General features: G+C 64.6%; 12 protein-coding genes. 1 reads left to right on the top strand and 11 read right to left on the bottom strand.

Going from position 1 to position 15,810, the window contains the following annotated elements:
• Positions 1-12 precede the first annotated feature (12 nt).
• Complete coding sequence (locus MESCI_RS14490) at positions 13-936, top strand: ABC transporter permease (protein WP_013530694.1); 924 nt, start codon at positions 13-15, stop codon at positions 934-936.
• A 388-nt stretch (positions 937-1,324) separates the two neighbouring features.
• Here MESCI_RS14490 and MESCI_RS14485 read toward each other — a convergent pair whose 3' ends face one another.
• The 11 genes from MESCI_RS14485 to MESCI_RS14435 all read right to left on the bottom strand — a co-directional run bounded on the left by MESCI_RS14485 (position 1,325) and on the right by MESCI_RS14435 (position 15,807).
• Entirely contained in the window at positions 1,325-2,035 is a 711-nt protein-coding gene (locus MESCI_RS14485; RefSeq protein ID WP_164919905.1) for an outer membrane protein, read from the bottom strand.
• 214 nt (positions 2,036-2,249) lie between these two features.
• Positions 2,250-3,209, bottom strand: a complete 960-nt coding sequence (locus tag MESCI_RS14480; protein WP_013530692.1) for an AraC family transcriptional regulator — start codon at positions 3,207-3,209, stop codon at positions 2,250-2,252.
• A gap of 205 nt (positions 3,210-3,414) precedes the next feature.
• Complete coding sequence (locus MESCI_RS14475; protein ID WP_013530691.1) at positions 3,415-4,296, bottom strand: EamA family transporter; 882 nt, start codon at positions 4,294-4,296, stop codon at positions 3,415-3,417.
• A 126-nt stretch (positions 4,297-4,422) separates the two neighbouring features.
• On the bottom strand, positions 4,423-5,919 hold the full coding sequence (locus MESCI_RS14470; protein ID WP_013530690.1) for a sulfatase: 1,497 nt from the start codon (positions 5,917-5,919) through the stop codon (positions 4,423-4,425).
• A 91-nt stretch (positions 5,920-6,010) separates the two neighbouring features.
• Positions 6,011-6,979 carry an aliphatic sulfonate ABC transporter substrate-binding protein gene (locus MESCI_RS14465; RefSeq protein ID WP_420845288.1) on the bottom strand — a complete coding sequence of 323 codons (969 nt, stop codon included), beginning with the start codon at positions 6,977-6,979 and terminating at the stop codon, positions 6,011-6,013.
• A 27-nt stretch (positions 6,980-7,006) separates the two neighbouring features.
• The gene (locus MESCI_RS14460) at positions 7,007-7,765 is read right to left on the bottom strand and encodes an ABC transporter ATP-binding protein (RefSeq protein ID WP_164920036.1); all 759 of its coding nucleotides are present in this window, start codon (positions 7,763-7,765) and stop codon (positions 7,007-7,009) included.
• An 11-nt stretch (positions 7,766-7,776) separates the two neighbouring features.
• A complete protein-coding gene (locus MESCI_RS14455) occupies positions 7,777-8,580 on the bottom strand; it encodes an ABC transporter permease (RefSeq protein ID WP_013530687.1) in 804 nt (267 codons plus the stop codon).
• Positions 8,577-9,707 carry an ROK family transcriptional regulator gene (locus MESCI_RS14450; protein ID WP_013530686.1) on the bottom strand — a complete coding sequence of 377 codons (1,131 nt, stop codon included), beginning with the start codon at positions 9,705-9,707 and terminating at the stop codon, positions 8,577-8,579. Before MESCI_RS14450 ends, MESCI_RS14455 begins: the two co-directional genes overlap by 4 nt.
• A 224-nt stretch (positions 9,708-9,931) precedes the next feature.
• Complete coding sequence (locus MESCI_RS14445; RefSeq protein ID WP_013530685.1) at positions 9,932-11,017, bottom strand: sensor histidine kinase; 1,086 nt, start codon at positions 11,015-11,017, stop codon at positions 9,932-9,934.
• A 143-nt stretch (positions 11,018-11,160) separates the two neighbouring features.
• A complete protein-coding gene (locus tag MESCI_RS14440; protein ID WP_013530684.1) occupies positions 11,161-12,651 on the bottom strand; it encodes an efflux transporter outer membrane subunit in 1,491 nt (496 codons plus the stop codon).
• A gap of 12 nt (positions 12,652-12,663) precedes the next feature.
• On the bottom strand, positions 12,664-15,807 hold the full coding sequence (locus MESCI_RS14435; protein WP_013530683.1) for an efflux RND transporter permease subunit: 3,144 nt from the start codon (positions 15,805-15,807) through the stop codon (positions 12,664-12,666).
• Positions 15,808-15,810 lie beyond the last annotated feature (3 nt).

The raw sequence follows: 15,810 nt of genomic DNA, 5'->3' as shown, positions 1-15,810 counted from the left end.
AGGGACAGTTGCATGGATTTTCTGATCGGCTGGATTGCCATCATTCCGAGCTATGCGGCACCGTTGCTGCTGGCGAGCCTCGGCCTCATTATCTGCGAAAGAGCCGGCGTTCTCAATCTTGGAGCGGAAGGGCTCATGGCGATCAGTGCCTTGACCGGCGCGATGACGGTGCTTTCCGGAGCCGATCCTTGGGTTGGTCTTGCCGCCGGCTCAGCGGCCGCGATGGCTCTCGCTCTGCTGTTTGGAATATCGACAGTCGCCTTGCGCGCCAATCATACGCTCGCCGGCCTAGCCGTCGTCGCAATCGGACTGGGCATCACCGGGGTCGTGGGGCGACCCTACGTGCAGAAGACCTTTTCTGGCATTTCCACACTTGGCGACCTCTTCGGGATAGACCGCGGTTCGGCATTCGGCCGCATTTTCGCGGTGCAGGACCCGGTTACGCTGGCGCTGCCGACCCTGGTCGGCGCGCTCTGGTGGTGGCTTTCCAAAAGCCGACATGGCCTCAGGTTGAGGTCCGTCGGGGAAAACCCGGCCGCCGCGGATGTCGCGGGTATCGACGTGCAACTGGTTCAGTTCGGGGCTGTCCTGGCGTCCGGGCTGTTTTGTGGTCTCGCCGGAGCCTATCTCTCAGTCGCCACAAGTCATGTCTGGGTGGAGGGAATGGTCGCGTCGCGCGGCTGGATTGCCGTTGCGCTCGTCATCTTTTCGCGCTGGAACGCGGCTCGAGCTCTCTGGGGTGCGCTTCTTTTCGGAAGCGCGGATGCGCTTGTGCCTAGACTACAAGCCATAGGCGCCGACGTTCCTGTCTATCTCATGATGACTTTGCCGTACTTGCTGACGCTTGTCGTGCTGGTGGCAGGCTCATTGGGCGGCCGGCGCTCCGGCGAGCCGGCCTTCCTCGGCAGGGTCTATCTACGACAAGACAAACAATAAGGAACTTGCCCGGTTCACCGCCGCCCGCATCCTTCTGGACTTCGCGGATTTCATGGACAAGCATCAAGGACCGCCGATGTCTGTGCCGTCCCGCTCGCCCGGCGCTGACCCTGCGGCTCCGCTCGACGCCTATTCGCGTGCCACTAACCGTGAGATCAAGAACAAAGCGCCACGGAGACGACAGAGGGGGTCGCCGCGCGTAAAGCGCCAACGTCATCCGCAACAGCAGGCCGAGCCCAGCCGGACCGCCCCCTCTGGCCTGCCGGAACCGGCCCTTCGCTTTCGCTCCAGGCGTTCGTCGTTCGGAAAGCCAAGCGATTGGCTTTCCGTCCGCTGCGCGGACCACTCCTCACCCCCCCCTCAAGGGGAGATCAGCAGCTTCAGCGGATCAGAACTTGTAGCTGAGCCCGACCCGGATATCCTGTGTCTGGAGGTCGACATGGGTTTCCGTGGGCAGGCCGGCGGCCACCGAGAGGTCCTGGCTGCCGAAGTCCGAGTAGCGATATTCAGCTCGAGCGATCCACCTGTCGGTGAAGGCGTGCTCGATGCCGGCGCCAACCGTCCAGCCGACATGGCTGTCGCTGTGGAGCGTTACTTCGGCGGCAGGGCCACCGGCGCTGACCGCAATAAGCTCATACTTGGCCGCAGCGACGCCTGCAGTGATGTAGGGCAAGGTCCGATCGAAAGCATAGCCGGCCCGCAGCCGCGCCGACCCGGACCATTTGAGTTCGCTCTTGAGCAACGTGGTGACGCCGCCGCCGCCGCCGGCGTCGAGGGCCGTCAGCCCATCTATGTTGCCATACGCAATGTCGGCCTCGGCGCCGATCACGAAGCTGTTCTCCATCTGGTAATTCGCGCCGATATGGACGCCGCCGATAAATCCGTTCGGATCGACGCCAACGTTGAGATCGGTGGCCCCGCCCAGTCCGCCGCCGGCGATGAACAGATTGGATTTTCCGGCCGCGTAGCCGATGTCGACGCCGGCATAGAGGCCGGACCAGTCGTAGGCTGAGGTAGGCGAGGTTTCAGCAATATCCGCCGCGCATGCCATGCCGGCCGGCGCGAGAATGATGGCTGTAGCGAGAAGAAGAATTTTCATTGTTGTGTGCTGCCCCATGTTGCTTCCCCGCCGCACAAATGAGCTGCGGAGATCCAGCTGTTGTCGAGAAATCCGGTGTTGCATTGTCCGCCGGCCGCGTCTTGGGCTGGGCCGCACCCGAATTGTCGGGGAAAGCACCACGGCGCTTTCCCGGTCGGTGTGGCTTTTCAGCCTCAGTCGATCGGCGCGCCGTGCATTCGGTGGCTGTCGGAAACTATCTGGCGCTGCCCGGCGTCGAACCGAAGCGGCGGCGGAAGCAGCGGTTGAAATAGGACACGTCGGAAAAACCGCTGAGCAGCGCGATCTCGCTGATCCGCATGCGGTCGTTGCGCCTGTCGGACAGCATCCGATGCGCCCTTTGCAAGCGCAGTTCGAGAATGCGCTCGGCAAAGCTCACCCCGGTTTCCTGCAGCAGGTCATGGACATAGCGGACCGAGAGCCGCAATTGCCCGGCAACGCCCTGCGCCGAAATGGCGGGATCGGCGAAATTGTCCCGCATCTTCTGCAGTATGGCCTGCAGCCTTGCCGCGCGCAGACCGCGCAGGCCCGCCAGTTCGGCCGCTTCGCCCTTGGCGCCGGTCGCCAGGCCGATCAGGTCGACGATGGTTTCGGTGGCGTGGCCGATGAGGTCGGGCGAGACCAGGGCCGGGCCTGCTTCCAGGAAGCTGCAATAGCGCTTGAGCATGCCGAGCGCCTCATTGTCGGCGCCGACGGTCAACGCCAGCCGATCCTCTATATGAGCGAAGGCATTTTCCAGCACGGCACGGGGAAGCACCACATTGGCCCAGACATTGTTGTCGCCGCCGGTCATCTGCAACGCTTCCGAAGCCGAGACCAGGGCGGCCTCGCCTTTGCCGACGTGATAATCGCGGCCAATCTGCGTGCCGCTGAGCACCGTATCGCCATTGTTGACCAGCAGCAGATAGCCGTCGCGACCGTCGGCGGCGATATTGCCCGCCTTGCGGCTGGCATGACGTATCGTCCCGGCCATCTGCCCAAGCACAAGCGACCCGACAGCGGTGGCTTCGATCGCGGCTTCGAACGACAGTCTTTCCGAAATCGTGTATTCGACCGACCATATCTCGGCGACATGGATGTCCTGCCAGAGCGCGAAGCGTGCGCGATGATCCAGATGCGGCGGCAGATCCGCCGATGAGAAGACGTTCTTTTGCAAGGGACGACCGGCCTTTTCTACAATCGCGTCTTCATTTCGACACGCACCGTATTGGACCAGATCACGGTCTGTCCAGAGCCGGAAATACTTGTGCGCCAGGCGACAATTTCAGTGCCGTCCTGGACAAGGATTGGCCTGATTTCGCGGATCTGGCTGGCTGAATTTCGGATTACTCGAAAATACCCAGTGCCGACGAATCGTTCCCCTACTCCGGCGATGGAACCGGCGGCCGTGATGTCAGCGCCGTGCCGAAGGCGGCGACAACAACGGCAGCGATCCCGGCCAGTTGCGTCGCGGTCAGGCTTTCATGCAGGAACAGGAAGCCGGCCAGTGCACCCAGCCCAGGCTCCAGGCAGGTCAGCGTGCCGTAGATGCGCGCCGGCATGCGGGTCAGCGCCACCATCTCCAGGAAGAACGGCAATGCGCTGGAAAACAGGCCGACGAGCAGCGCGCTGACCAGGATCGACGGCGCCAGCAGCGCGGATCCCGCCTGGGCGACACCGAAGGGCAGCACCAGCACGGCGGCGATGGCCATGCCGTAGGCGGTGGTGCGGGTGCCAAGCTCCGCGCCGGCCTTCTGGGCCAGCACGATGTAGAGCGCCCAGAAGCCGCCGGCCGCCAGCGCCAGCATCACCCCGATCGGATCAAGCGGCGCGAAGGAACGAACGAAGGGCGACAACAGCAGGATGCCGGCCACCGCCAGCGCGATCCAGGCAAAGTCGCTGGCGCGCCGCGAAGTCAAGGTCGCCACCAGAAGCGGGCCGGTAAACTCCAGCGCCACCGCGATGCCGAGCGGAATCCTTGCCAGCGCTGCGTAGAACAGGAGGTTGAGGGCGGCGAGCGTCACCCCATAAGCGACCAGCCACGGCATGGTGGCACGCGAGGGCCGCATCTGCCAGGGCCGCAGCACCGCGATCAGCATCAGCGCACCGATGACCAGCCTGAGCGTCGTCGTCCCTTGCGCGCCGATCTGCGGGAACAGGCCTTTGGCGAAGGTGGCGCCGATCTGGATCGACACCATGGCGCCCATCAGTGCTGCGACAGGCAAGGGCGCCGCTTCGCGACGGGCAATCGGCGTCGATGTCACGTGATCCCATCCTCCATATCGCCGGGTCCAAACCCGACCGGCGGCATGGAGATAGGGCGAACCGGCCGGCCTGTCGTGAGGCAGCGGCAACTGGCTGCTAGGGCACGGCCAAGTGCCGCCGGCCGGTCAGTTCAGCGATTTGCGCCGTGGCGGCGGTGCCGGGTGGCGCTGCTCGAGGGCCGCTGCCGCATCGGTGCGGCCGGTCCGGCGCAGTCTTTCGAGATAGCCCGGCAACTCGCCAAGGCAATGGAACGGCCCGCCTTCCCGGATCACCGTCACCAGCGGGTCGACATCGCTGTCGCTGCGGATGGCCATGGCGCTGCGCCAGTCCTCGAGCAGCCGGCTGGCATGATCGACCACATCGCTTCGGGAGCCTGAGAGATCATGCTGCTCATGCGGATCCTCACTCAGATTGAACAGGCTGACCGGGCCGAAATCCTTGTAGCCGTCATGATAGGTGCGCAGCATCAGCCAGTCGGCCCCGCCGAGCCGGAACCGCACGCCGCGCTGCACTGCCCACGCACCCTGGCTCAGCACCAGGAAATCGCGGCCACCTTCCTCCTTCGCGACAAGCGCCGGCGCGAAGGAGCGCCCGTCCCACAGCGCCGGAACGTTGCCGCCGAGCCGATCGATCAGCGTGGCGGCCCAGTCGAAATGATAGTGAAGGCCGCCATTGACGCCGCGCATGTCCTCGGCGCCGGGCCAGCGGATGACCAGCGGCACGTTGCAGGTGAATTCGTCGGCCGTCTGATGATCACCCCAGACGTTGAGCTCGCCGAGGTTTTCGCCATGATCGGCGCCGATGACGATGATCGTGTCGTCGAACAGGCCTTGCCGCTTCAACTCCTCGACGATGAGACCGACATGATGATCGGCATAGAGCACGCCGGTGTCGTAGCCGTCGAACCAGGCCTTGACGGTGTCCATGTCGCTGATCGGCGACGGCATGCGCCGGTATTTCGATCCGCCCGGCTCGACGTCGAAGCCCGAGGGTTCCTGCGGGCTGTGCGGGCCGTAGCCGGCATGGCTCTTCTCGAATACCGCCCTGGTCATCCAGTCGGGAAGCGGCTGGTCGGCGAAGGGGTCGCCGAAAGCGTCCGGCGCGCGATAGGGCGTGTGTGGGTCCCAGACATTGACGTGCAGGAACCATTTTTTTGCCGAGCCATTGCGCTTCAGCCAGTCGATCGCCAGGCCCGAAACCTCGTCGGCGTTCTCCATGCCGGCCTTGCCCGGATTGATGATCTCGTTGAAGCCGGCATACCAATGCCAGCAGCCATGCCGTTCGCCAAAACTGCTGATGGTCGTGGTGTGGTAGCCGAGATCGCGCAGCGCCCGCATCCAGCCTTCCTCGTAGAAGGTGCCGGCCCAGGCTCGCTCGGCGCCTTCGCGGAACGGCTCGCAGGCGGTGCCGCCATGGCCGACCACGCCGGTCCGCATTCCGTGGCGGCCGCTCCACAGCGCCGTGCGCGACGGATGGCAAGGCACATCGGACACATAGACGTTCTCGAAGCGGATGCCCTCGCCGGCAAGGCTGTCGATGACGGGAGAGGTGTTGCGATGATAGCCGTAGCAGCCGAGGTGGTCGCGCCTGAGGCTGTCGATGTCGATATAGAGAACGTTCATGGATGGCTCGTCGCTGCTGTGATTGTCAGGAAACAGGCCCCGGTTCGCTGCCGGGGCTTGCGGTTTGCAAGGGGCGATTTCAAGAAGGCCGTCAGGCCGAAATGTATTGATCGCCCAGATAATAGTCCTTGGGATCGAGCGAGGTCTCGAGCTTGCCGAAGGTCTTGAACAGGTCGTTCATCGTCGAGAACCAGCCGTTCACGGTGCCGTCCTTGGTTAGCTTGATCAGTTCGGCCGAGGTCATGAAACGGCCATAACCGGCTTCCGTCTTCAGCTGGTCGGCAGGAATGCCGAGCAGCTTGGAGGTGATCTCGATCGCCTTGTCCTGGTTGGCGGCGCGAAAATCCTGCGCGTCCTTGATGGCGCGCACCACGTTGCGGACGAGATCGGGATTGCCCTCGACCAAATCGTTGCGGGCAATGAAGACGCTCGGAAATGTGGTCTGCGGATAAAAGTCGTCGTTCTTGGCCAGTTCCATCAGATCGGGAACGCTCTTGTGGATGATGCCGACGAACGGATACCAGATGCCGGCCGCGTCGACCTGCTTGGAGGCGAAGGCCGCCACGATGGTGCTCGGGTCCATCTGCACGATGTCGAGGTCGGTCATCGCCATACCGGCCTTGCGCAGCGCCAGCCGCAACAGCATGTCGCCCGAGGTGCCGGCCGCGATCGCGACCTTCTTGCCCTTGAGGCCGGCGATGGACGTGATGCCGGCTTGGGCGATCACCCGGTCCGAGAAGCCGACATCGTTGACGGCGATGATCTTGGCCTTGCCGCTCGCCGGCAGCCACAGCGCGCCCGGTCCGAGATAGCCGAATTCCAGGCTGTTGGCGCCAAGCGCCTGGACCTGGATGGGGCCGTTGGTGAAGACCTTGATATTGGCATCGACGCCGTGCTTGGCATAGAAGCCCTGGTCGGCCGCGACGCCGGCAACGCTGGCGCCCCAGAAATCGCCGTTGTAGCCGATGCGTGCCGCCGTTCCCGCCGCTCCGGCACGGATGCCAGAGGCAGCGAACGCGGCAAGTGCCGCCGATGATGCGATCAGGTTACGTCTTGTCAGTGTCACCATACTCTCCTCCTGTCACTGTTACTGGTGGTAAACGGCTTGCCAGACGCGGTTGCGGATGCTCATGAACTCCACCGAAAGCCGGATTTCCTCGGTTCTTGGGTAAGGCAGGCCGACGTCGATGATCTCCTTCAGCCTGCCGGGCCGCGCCGCCATGACGATGACGCGGTTGGCGAGGTAGACCGCCTCGTCGACATCGTGGGTGATGAACATCACGGTGCGCCGCTCCCGGCTCCAGGTGTCGAGCAACTGGTCCTGGAGCTGCACGCGGGTCAGTGCGTCGAGCGCCCCGAAGGGCTCGTCCATCAAAAGGATCGAGGGATCGACCGCATAGGCCCGGGCGATCGCGCAACGCTGCTTCATGCCGCCCGAAAGCGTCTTCGGCAGCGCGTCGGCGAAGTCGCCAAGGCCGACGAGATCGATGAAACGCTCGGCGATCTGCCGGCGGCGCGAAGCTTCCTCGCCCTTGATGCGCAGCCCGAACTCGACGTTCTGGCGTACGGTGAGCCAGGGAAACAGCGCGTATTGCTGGAAGATCATGCCGCGCTCCGGACCCGGCCCCTCGACCGCCTTGCCATCGACCAGCACGGTGCCCTCGCTCGGCTTCAGCAGGCCGGCCGCGATGTTGAGCGCGGTCGACTTACCGCAGCCGGACGGACCCACGACGGTGACGAATTCGCCGTCGGCGATGTCGAGCGACAGCCGGTCAAGCGCGACGAAGGCATTGTCCTTGAGGTCGAACCGGCGCGTGACCTTGTCGAAGACGATCTTTGGGGCGATCCTGGGCGGCATCACACGCGCTCCTGCCAGACGGTCAGCCGGCGCTCGATCACCAAAAGGATGCGATCCATGGCAAGGCCGAGAAGGCCGATGGTGATCAGGCTGACGAAGATGGTCGGCAGGTCGTAGTAGAGTTGCGCCTGCTGCATGCGGAAACCGAGGCCGGTCTGCGCGGCGATCAGTTCGGCGGCCACCAGCGTCGCCCAGGCCGAGCCGAGGCCGATGCGCACGCCGACCAGGATGAACGGCGTCGATGCGGGAATGATGACGCGCAGGAAGATGGTCATGTCCTTGGCGCCGAGCACGCGCGCGGCGTTGATCATCGTCTTGTCGACGCTGATGACGCCCTGATAGGTGGCGACGACGCTGGCCAGGAAGGACGCCAGGAAGATGACGAAGACCTTCGGCGTCTCGTCGATGCCCATCGTCACGATCGCCAGCGGAATGATGGCCAGCGGCGGGATCATGCGGAAGAACTGCAGATACGGCTCGATAAGCGAGCGCGCGACCTTGTACCAGCCCATGACGAAGCCGACCGGGATCGCCAGGATGACGCCGAGGAGAAAGCCGGTCATCACCCGAGCAAGGCTCGACATGATGTCGGTGGCGAGCTGCCCGTTTGCGATCAGATCGATAAACCTGGACGCAACCTGTGGCGGTGGCGGCAGGCCCACCGCGCCGCCCGCCGTCAGCACCCACCCGATGGCGATGCCGGCGACGAGCCCGCAGAGATTGAGCGCGAGACCGCGATAGTCGATACCCCGATCCTCGTTCGAGCCGCCGCCGGAGCGTGTCGTCTTCGACGCTTCGCTCATCGCGACACTCCCGAATAGAAAAAATGGTCGAGCGCCGCCGCAGCAGCACCGATGGCGCCGGCACCAGGACCGAGGCTCGACCGCTCGACCCGCAGCACGTCGCGCATCGGCGGCAGGACGCGTGGCGGAACGCCCCGCCTTATATGATCGATGAAGCTTTCCGGGGCTTCGGCCAGGTGACCGCCAAAGACGATCAGATCGGGATTGAGCAAATTGGTCGCCGTCGCTATGGCCGTCGTCAGATGCCGGAGCGCCGCGTTCCAGACGTCGGGATATTTCTCCACCGCGGCCAGCAGGCGCCTGGGATGAGGCGTGTCGATATGGGCGGCGCGGGCCAGCGCGCGTTCGGACAGAAACGTCTCCAGGCAGCCCACATTGCCGCAGGCGCAACGCTCGCCATCCTCGACCACCTGGACATGGCCGAGCTCGACGGCCCCGTAGCCGCCGGGACGGAACGGCATGCCGTTGATCACCAGGCCGGCGCCGAGGCCGGTGCGCAGATAGATGTAGAGCAGCGCGGTCGTGTCGCGCCCGATGCCGTAGCGCGATTCCGCCAGCGCCATCGCGCTGACATTGTGCTCGACCACCACCGGCATGCGCAGCGCCGTTTCGAGCTTGTCGGCGAACGGCACGTCCTTCCAGTCGTAATTGACCGACTGCAGGTTGCGGCGGCGCTTGGTGTCCACCGGTCCCGGCACGCCGAGCCCCAGGCCGATCAGGCGCGAACGGTCGACGCCGGTCTTCTTGATCAATTGCTCGACGATCCGCACCACCATGCCGATCACCGCGGCGGGTTCGCTGGTGGCGGTGTCGAAATGCTGCGAGGCCATGGCTTTCGAGGCGGCCCTGAGGTCGGTGATGGTCGCGTCGATCGTTCCCGCGCCAATGTGCACGCCAACCACGGACAGGGCGTCGGGCACCAGCGCGACGCCGATCGCCGGCCGGCCGACGGGTGCATCGCCGGCGGTGGCCTGGTTGAGCTCGACCACGGTGCCTTCCCGCAGGAGATGGGCCGTCAGATGGGTCAGGGCGGTGGGCGACAGCGAGGTGCGCCGCGCCAGTTCGGCGCGCGACTGCGGACCGTCGTCGCGCAGGATTCGCAGGATCGCTCCGTGATGCGCGCCCATTCTTCCTCCCTATTATTTTCTAATGTTAATAAATTAATTAAGCCTGTCAAGCACGGCAAAGCGCGGCTTGCGACTGGCATCGATGCACCTGGGTTTCACCCTACCCTGCCGCTGGAGTAGGGGCATTGACGCGAAGGGAGATAGCGGGGAAGGCAAGGCCGGCATGAGCAGGTCGAAGATCAGCCAAGCGGAGACGGCCACCTATGCCGCTTGGCTCCCGCGCGCTAAGCGGCGGTGGCAGCCGAGCGCTTGAACAGGATGGTCACCCGCGTGCCCTCGCCGGCGCTCGACGTCACGTCGAACTCCGCCTTGGCATTCTCGGTCAGCGAGCGGGCGATCAGCGCGCCGAGTTTGCCGCGCTTGGGCCAGCTCTCGCCGTCCGGCAAGCCAATGCCGTCATCGGCGACCACGATGCGGCAGCCATCGCCGTCAACGATGCTGTGCAGCGTGATCGTGCCGCCGTCACGTCCCTGGAAGGCATGTTTGAGCGCATTGGTCAAAAGTTCGTTCACCACCAGCCCGGTCGGCATGGCGACATTGATCGACACCGGATAGGTGTCGACCTTCATGTCGAGGCGGATGCCCTCGACCGCATGCGAGTTCATCACCGCCGACGCGATCTGGCTGAGATAGACGCCAAGATCGACCTCATCCTTTTCATCGTCCCCCGACAGCGTCTGGTAGAGGATTGCCAGCGCATCGACGCGACCTGCCAGCCTCTCGAAACGCTTCTGATCCGGTTCGGCCGCGTTGCGCGTCTCCATCCGGATCAGTGCGGTGATCATCTGCAGATTGTTCTTCACCCGGTGCTGCAATTCGCGCAGCAGCGTGTCCTTCTCGCGGATGCGCTCGTCGATCGATCGCGCATCTTCGGTTTCGCCATGGGCCGAAACGTCGACCAGCGCCACCAGCCGGAAGCAGGCCTTGCCATTGTCGTCCTCGATGACGTTGGAATAGACGTCGACGATAGTCGGTTGGCCTTCCTTCCGCTCCAGCCGGAACGTGCCGATGAAATCAGTGTCCTCGACCACGGCCTCGAACAGCGGCCGGTCCTTCTGCTTGTGCAGGCCGGTGCCGGAAAGCGCCGCCCAGTGTTGGCGAGCGAGCATCGCCGCCTTGAGGCCGGACAGTTTCTCGAATTCCGGATTGGCATAGACGACACGCTCCTTCGAACCCAGGTCCGAGACGGCAATGGCGATCGGCACCTGGTCGAGGAACTTCTTGAACTGTTCGCTTTCGAGCGCGCTGGCAAGGTCCGGCGTTTCGAGCAGCTGCCCGACCGCTTCGGCCTTCTGTGTATCGGATGTCATCTGCGGCGCCTGTGCTGTGTGGGCACCATCAATAACAGCGATGCGATCACCCCGCCATCGCCAAACATGGAGTCCGCATTTTCACGCCCCGCATCGGCGATGGCGGCGTGCCTGCCGAATTGACGCCGCTGCCTGAGAGTGCCTCAGGAGGCCGGCTTCGACGCCAGCCGTGGACCGGTCTTGACGTCGACGATCTCCGGCTTGGCGCTGTCGACCGCGCCATCCCAGCCGCCGCCGAGCGCCTTGTTGAGGGCGATGTAGTTGGTCGCCAGCAGGACGCGGCTTTGCAGCAGCGAGTCCTCGGCCGAATAGAGCGAGCGCTGGGCGTCGAGCACGTCGAGGAGGCTTGTCTCGCCGGCCTTGTAGAGCGTGCCTTCGAGACTTGCCGCCTCGCCATAGGACTTCGCGGACGAGGCGAGCTTGCCGATCCGGATGCGCTCCTGCGACAACAGCACCAGCGCGTTCTCGACATCCTCGAGCGCCGTCAGCACCGAAGACCGGTAAGCGATGAAATACTGATCGCGTTGCGCCTTGGCGAACTCGACGGCCGCCTGCAATTGGCCGGCATTGAACAGCGGCACACTGAGCGTCGGCCCGAACGACCAGCCGATCGACGAATTCTTGCCGAGATCGCCAAGCTTCAGCGCCGCCGTGCTGATGTCTCCCGTCAGGCTGACCGAGGGATAGCGGGCGGCTTCGGCCTGGCCGATCTTGGCGGTATATTGCGCATATTGGCGCTCCGCCATGCGCAAATCGGGCCGCGACAGCAGGAGGTCGGCGGGAATTCCGGTGGGCATCGGCAGGCGCGGTGCAGGAATGGGCGCGACCCGCTTCAGCCGCTCGTTGAGCGAGGCAGGCGGCCGGCCGGCCAACACCGCGAGACGATGCACGGCCTGCGCATAACTTGCCTCCAGCGTCGGAACGGCGGCTTCGGTGCTCGCTGCCTGACCCATTGCCTTGGCGACATCGGCGGCGGTCGCCGTGCCCGCCTGCGCCATGGTGCGGGTAAGTTCGGCGGTCTGTCTTTGCGACGCGGCCGAACGACGGGCGAGCGCGATGCGGGCCTGGTAGCCGCGCGCCTGGGTATAATAGGAAGCGACATCGCCGACCAGGGTGAGAAGCGTCGAGCGCAGTTCCTCCTGCGAGGCGTTCAGCCCGTAGCGCGCGGCCTCTACGCCCCTCCGGTTGGCGCCGAACAGGTCGAGCTCCCAGCTTGCATCGAAGCCGGCCTGGTACTCGCTGTAGGTGGCGTCAGAGCCTGATGTGGTCTCGGCCGACTTGTTGCGGGAGGCCGAGCCGGAGCCGTCGGCCGAAGGCAGCAATGTGCCGGCACTCTGGCGATAGCTGGCGCGCGCCTCGCGGATTTTTGCCTTGGCGGTGGCGACATCGAGATTGCCGGCAACCGCTTCCTCGACAAGCGTGTTCAGCTCGGGATCGCGTAGCCGCTGCCACCATTTTGACAGTCGTGCCGGCTGGGCAGGCTTTGTCGGCTTCTGGCCGCTCCAATTCGCCGGCATTGCCAGTATCGGTGTCTGATAATCCGGACCGACGACGCATCCCGCGAGCAGGACAGCGGTGAGCATAGGCGCAAGAAGCCGCCTCGCGGCCACCGAGCCACGTTCCAAACCTGTCATGTGAAGTTTTCCTTATTGCTGGGTGGCCGTCACCGGCGTCTCGCCCGTATCTGGTTTGGCCGCCCTGCCCTTGAAGATGCGCCGCACCGTGACGAACAATAGCGGCACCAGGAAGACGCCGATCACCGTCGCCGCGATCATGCCCCCCATCACGCCGATGCCGACCGAGTTCTGCGCGCCCGAGCCCGCACCGCTGGCGATCGCCAGCGGCAGCACACCGAGGATGAAGGCCAGCGACGTCATCAGGATCGGCCGCAGCCGTTGTCGCGCCGCCTCCAGCGTCGCCTCGACCAGCCCCATCCCGGCGGCTTGCCGCTCGATGGCGAACTCGACGATGAGGATGGCGTTCTTGGCGGCGAGACCGATCGTGGTCAAAAGGCCGACCTTGAAATAAACGTCGTTGGACTGGCCGAACAGGCTGGCCGCCAGCAGCGCGCCGAAGATGCCGATCGGCACCGACAGCATGACCGCGAACGGGATCGACCAGCTCTCATAAAGTGCGGCCAGGCACAGGAACACGACCAGCGCTGAGATCGCATAGAGCGACAGCGCCTGGTTGCCGGAAAGCTTCTCCTGGTGCGACAGCCCGGTCCACTCGTGCGAATAGCCGGCAGGCAGTTGCGCGACGAGCTTGTCGATCTCGTCCATGGCGGCACCCGAGCTGACCCCCGTGGCCGCCGCGCCCTGGATCTCGACCGCCGCCGAACCATTGTAGCGCTCCAGCCTGGGCGAGCCGAATGTCCAGTGGCTGGAGGCAAAGGCCGAGAACGGCACCATGGCGCCGCTGGCGTTGCGGACCTGCCATTTGTCCAAATCTTCCGGCTGCATGCGGAAGTTCGGGTCCGACTGCAGATAGACCGGTTTCACCCGCCCGCGATCGATGAAGTCGTTGACGTAATCGCTGCCCCAGGCGGTCGAAAGCGTGTTGTTGATGTCGGCCAGGCTGACGCCCAGCGCGCTGGCCTTCTCCTGGTCGATGTCGACCGAGAATTGCGGCTGGTCTTCCTGGCCGTTGGGCCTTGTGTTGGCGAGCACCTTGCTCTGCCCGGCCAGGGCCAGAAGCTGGTTGCGCGTCTGGATCAGCGCGTCATGGCCGGCGCCGTTGACGTCCTGCAGGTAGAAGTCGAAGCCGTTGGTGTTGCCGAAGCCCTGGATGGCGGGAGGCGCGAGCGCGAAGACCTGCGCGTCCCTGATCTTCGAAAACGCGCCCATCGCCCGGCCGGCGATGGCCTGCGCGGCGGAAGCCGGCGATTTGCGCAGGTCGAAATCCTTCAGCCGCACGAAAGCGATGCCGACATTCTGCCCTGCGCCGCCGAAGCCGAAGCCGGAGGCGGTGAACACCCCGTCGACGACGTCCTTCTCCTGGTTGAGATAATGGTCGGTCACTTCTGCCAGCACGCGCTCCGTGCGATCCTGCGTCGCGCCGACCGGCAGCTGCACGCTGGTGATCAGGATGCCCTGGTCCTCTTCCGGCAGGAACGAACTCGGCAGCCGGGCAAACATCCAGCCCACGGCAACGACGATGGCCAGGAACACGACGAGGAAGCGCCAGGATCGGCTGATGATGCCGTGCGAGCCGTCGCGGTAGGCAAGCGTGCCGCGGTCGAAGACACGGTTGAACCAGCCGAACGGACCGGTCTGCGTCGCATGGTCCTTGGGCGGCCGCAGGATGGTGGCGCAAAGTGCGGGCGTCAGCACAAGGGCGACCAGCACGGACAGCACCATCGCCGAGACGATGGTCACCGAGAATTGCCGGTAGATGATGCCGGTCGAACCGCCGAAGAAAGCCATCGGCACGAACACGGCCGAAAGCACCGTGGCGATGCCGATCAGCGCGCCGGTGATTTCGTGCATCGACTTGCGCGTCGCCTCCTTCGGCGACAGGCCCTCCTCCTGCATCACGCGTTCGACATTCTCGACGACGACGATGGCGTCGTCGACCAAGAGGCCGATGGCCAGCACCATGGCGAACATGGTCAGTGTGTTGACGGAATAGCCGAACAGCGACAGCACGCCGAACGTGCCGAGCAGCACCACCGGCACCGCAATCGTCGGGATGATGGTGGCGCGCAAATTCTGCAGGAAGATGAACATCACCAGGAACACCAGCACGATCGCTTCGGCCAGCGTCTTGACCACTTCCTCGATCGACAGCCGCACGAAAGGCGAAGTGTCGTAGGGATAGACGACCTCGACCCCTTGCGGGAAGGTCGAGCTCAGCCGGGCGATCGTCGAACGCACCGCTTCGGCGGTGTTGATGGCGTTGGCGCCGGTCGCCAAATTGACGGCGACGCCGGCCGCCGGCTTGCCGTTGTAATTGGCCTGCGTCGTATAGCTTTCGGCGCCGAGCTCGACGGTGGCGACATCGTTGAGGCGTACCAGCGAGCCGTCGGTCTGGCTCTTCAGGATGATGTTGCGGAACTGTTCGGCGGTCTGCAGCCGGCTCTTGGCCGTCACCGTGGCATTGAGCTGCTGACCCTTGCGCGCCGGCAGGCCGCCGAGCTGGCCGGCCGAAACCTGCGTGTTCTGTGCCTCGATGGCGGTCGCCACATCGCTCGGCATCAGGGCATATTTGGCGAGCTGGTCCGGATCGAGCCAGATGCGCATGGCATAGCCGGAGCCGAACAGCTGCGTCGAGCCGACACCCTCGACGCGCTTCAGCGTGTCGTTGACGGTGGCGTCGACATAGTCGGCGAGATCGGTCGAGTTCATCTTGCCATCGGTCGAGACGAAGCCGATGACCATCAGGAAGCCGGTCGAGGATTTGGAGACGGTGATGCCGTTGCTCTGCACCACCTGCGGCAGCTGCGACTGCACCAGCTGCAGCTTGTTTTGCGTCTGCACCTGGGCGGTGTCGGGATCGGCCGCTGTGGTGAAGGTCAGCGTGATCGAGGCCGAACCGGTCGAGGTCGACGTCGCCGTCATGTAGTCGAGATTGTCGATACCGGTCATGCCTTGCTCGATGACCTTGGTCACCGAGTTCTCGACCGTCTGCGCGTCGGCGCCCGGATAGGTGGCGCTGATGTTGACTGTCGTCGGCGCAATCTGCGGATATTGCGAGATCGGCAGCGAGGTGAGCGCCAGGAGGCCGCCCAGCATGATCACGATGGCGATCACCCAGGCGAAGATCGGCCGGTTGATGAAGAATACGGACATCGC

It is taken from the genome of Mesorhizobium ciceri biovar biserrulae WSM1271 (genome assembly GCF_000185905.1).
GTDB classification, from domain to species: domain Bacteria; phylum Pseudomonadota; class Alphaproteobacteria; order Rhizobiales; family Rhizobiaceae; genus Mesorhizobium; species Mesorhizobium ciceri.
Note: the sequence above shows the minus strand (reverse complement) of the source record. Positions and strands in the feature narration are given on the sequence as shown.

What these genes read in the sequence shown, in the direction of transcription:
- MESCI_RS14490 (WP_013530694.1), top strand. Translation starts at nt 13, where the DNA reads ATGGATTTTCTGATCGGCTGGATTGCCATCATTCCGAGCTATGCGGCA.
- MESCI_RS14455 (WP_013530687.1), bottom strand. Translation starts at nt 8,580, where the DNA reads ATGAGCGAAGCGTCGAAGACGACACGCTCCGGCGGCGGCTCGAACGAG.
- MESCI_RS14450 (WP_013530686.1), bottom strand. Translation starts at nt 9,707, where the DNA reads ATGGGCGCGCATCACGGAGCGATCCTGCGAATCCTGCGCGACGACGGT.
- MESCI_RS14440 (WP_013530684.1), bottom strand. Translation starts at nt 12,651, where the DNA reads ATGACAGGTTTGGAACGTGGCTCGGTGGCCGCGAGGCGGCTTCTTGCG.
- MESCI_RS14435 (WP_013530683.1), bottom strand. Translation starts at nt 15,807, where the DNA reads ATGTCCGTATTCTTCATCAACCGGCCGATCTTCGCCTGGGTGATCGCC.
- MESCI_RS14470 (WP_013530690.1), bottom strand. Translation starts at nt 5,919, where the DNA reads ATGAACGTTCTCTATATCGACATCGACAGCCTCAGGCGCGACCACCTC.
- MESCI_RS14445 (WP_013530685.1), bottom strand. Translation starts at nt 11,017, where the DNA reads ATGACATCCGATACACAGAAGGCCGAAGCGGTCGGGCAGCTGCTCGAA.
- MESCI_RS14485 (WP_164919905.1), bottom strand. Translation starts at nt 2,035, where the DNA reads ATGAAAATTCTTCTTCTCGCTACAGCCATCATTCTCGCGCCGGCCGGC.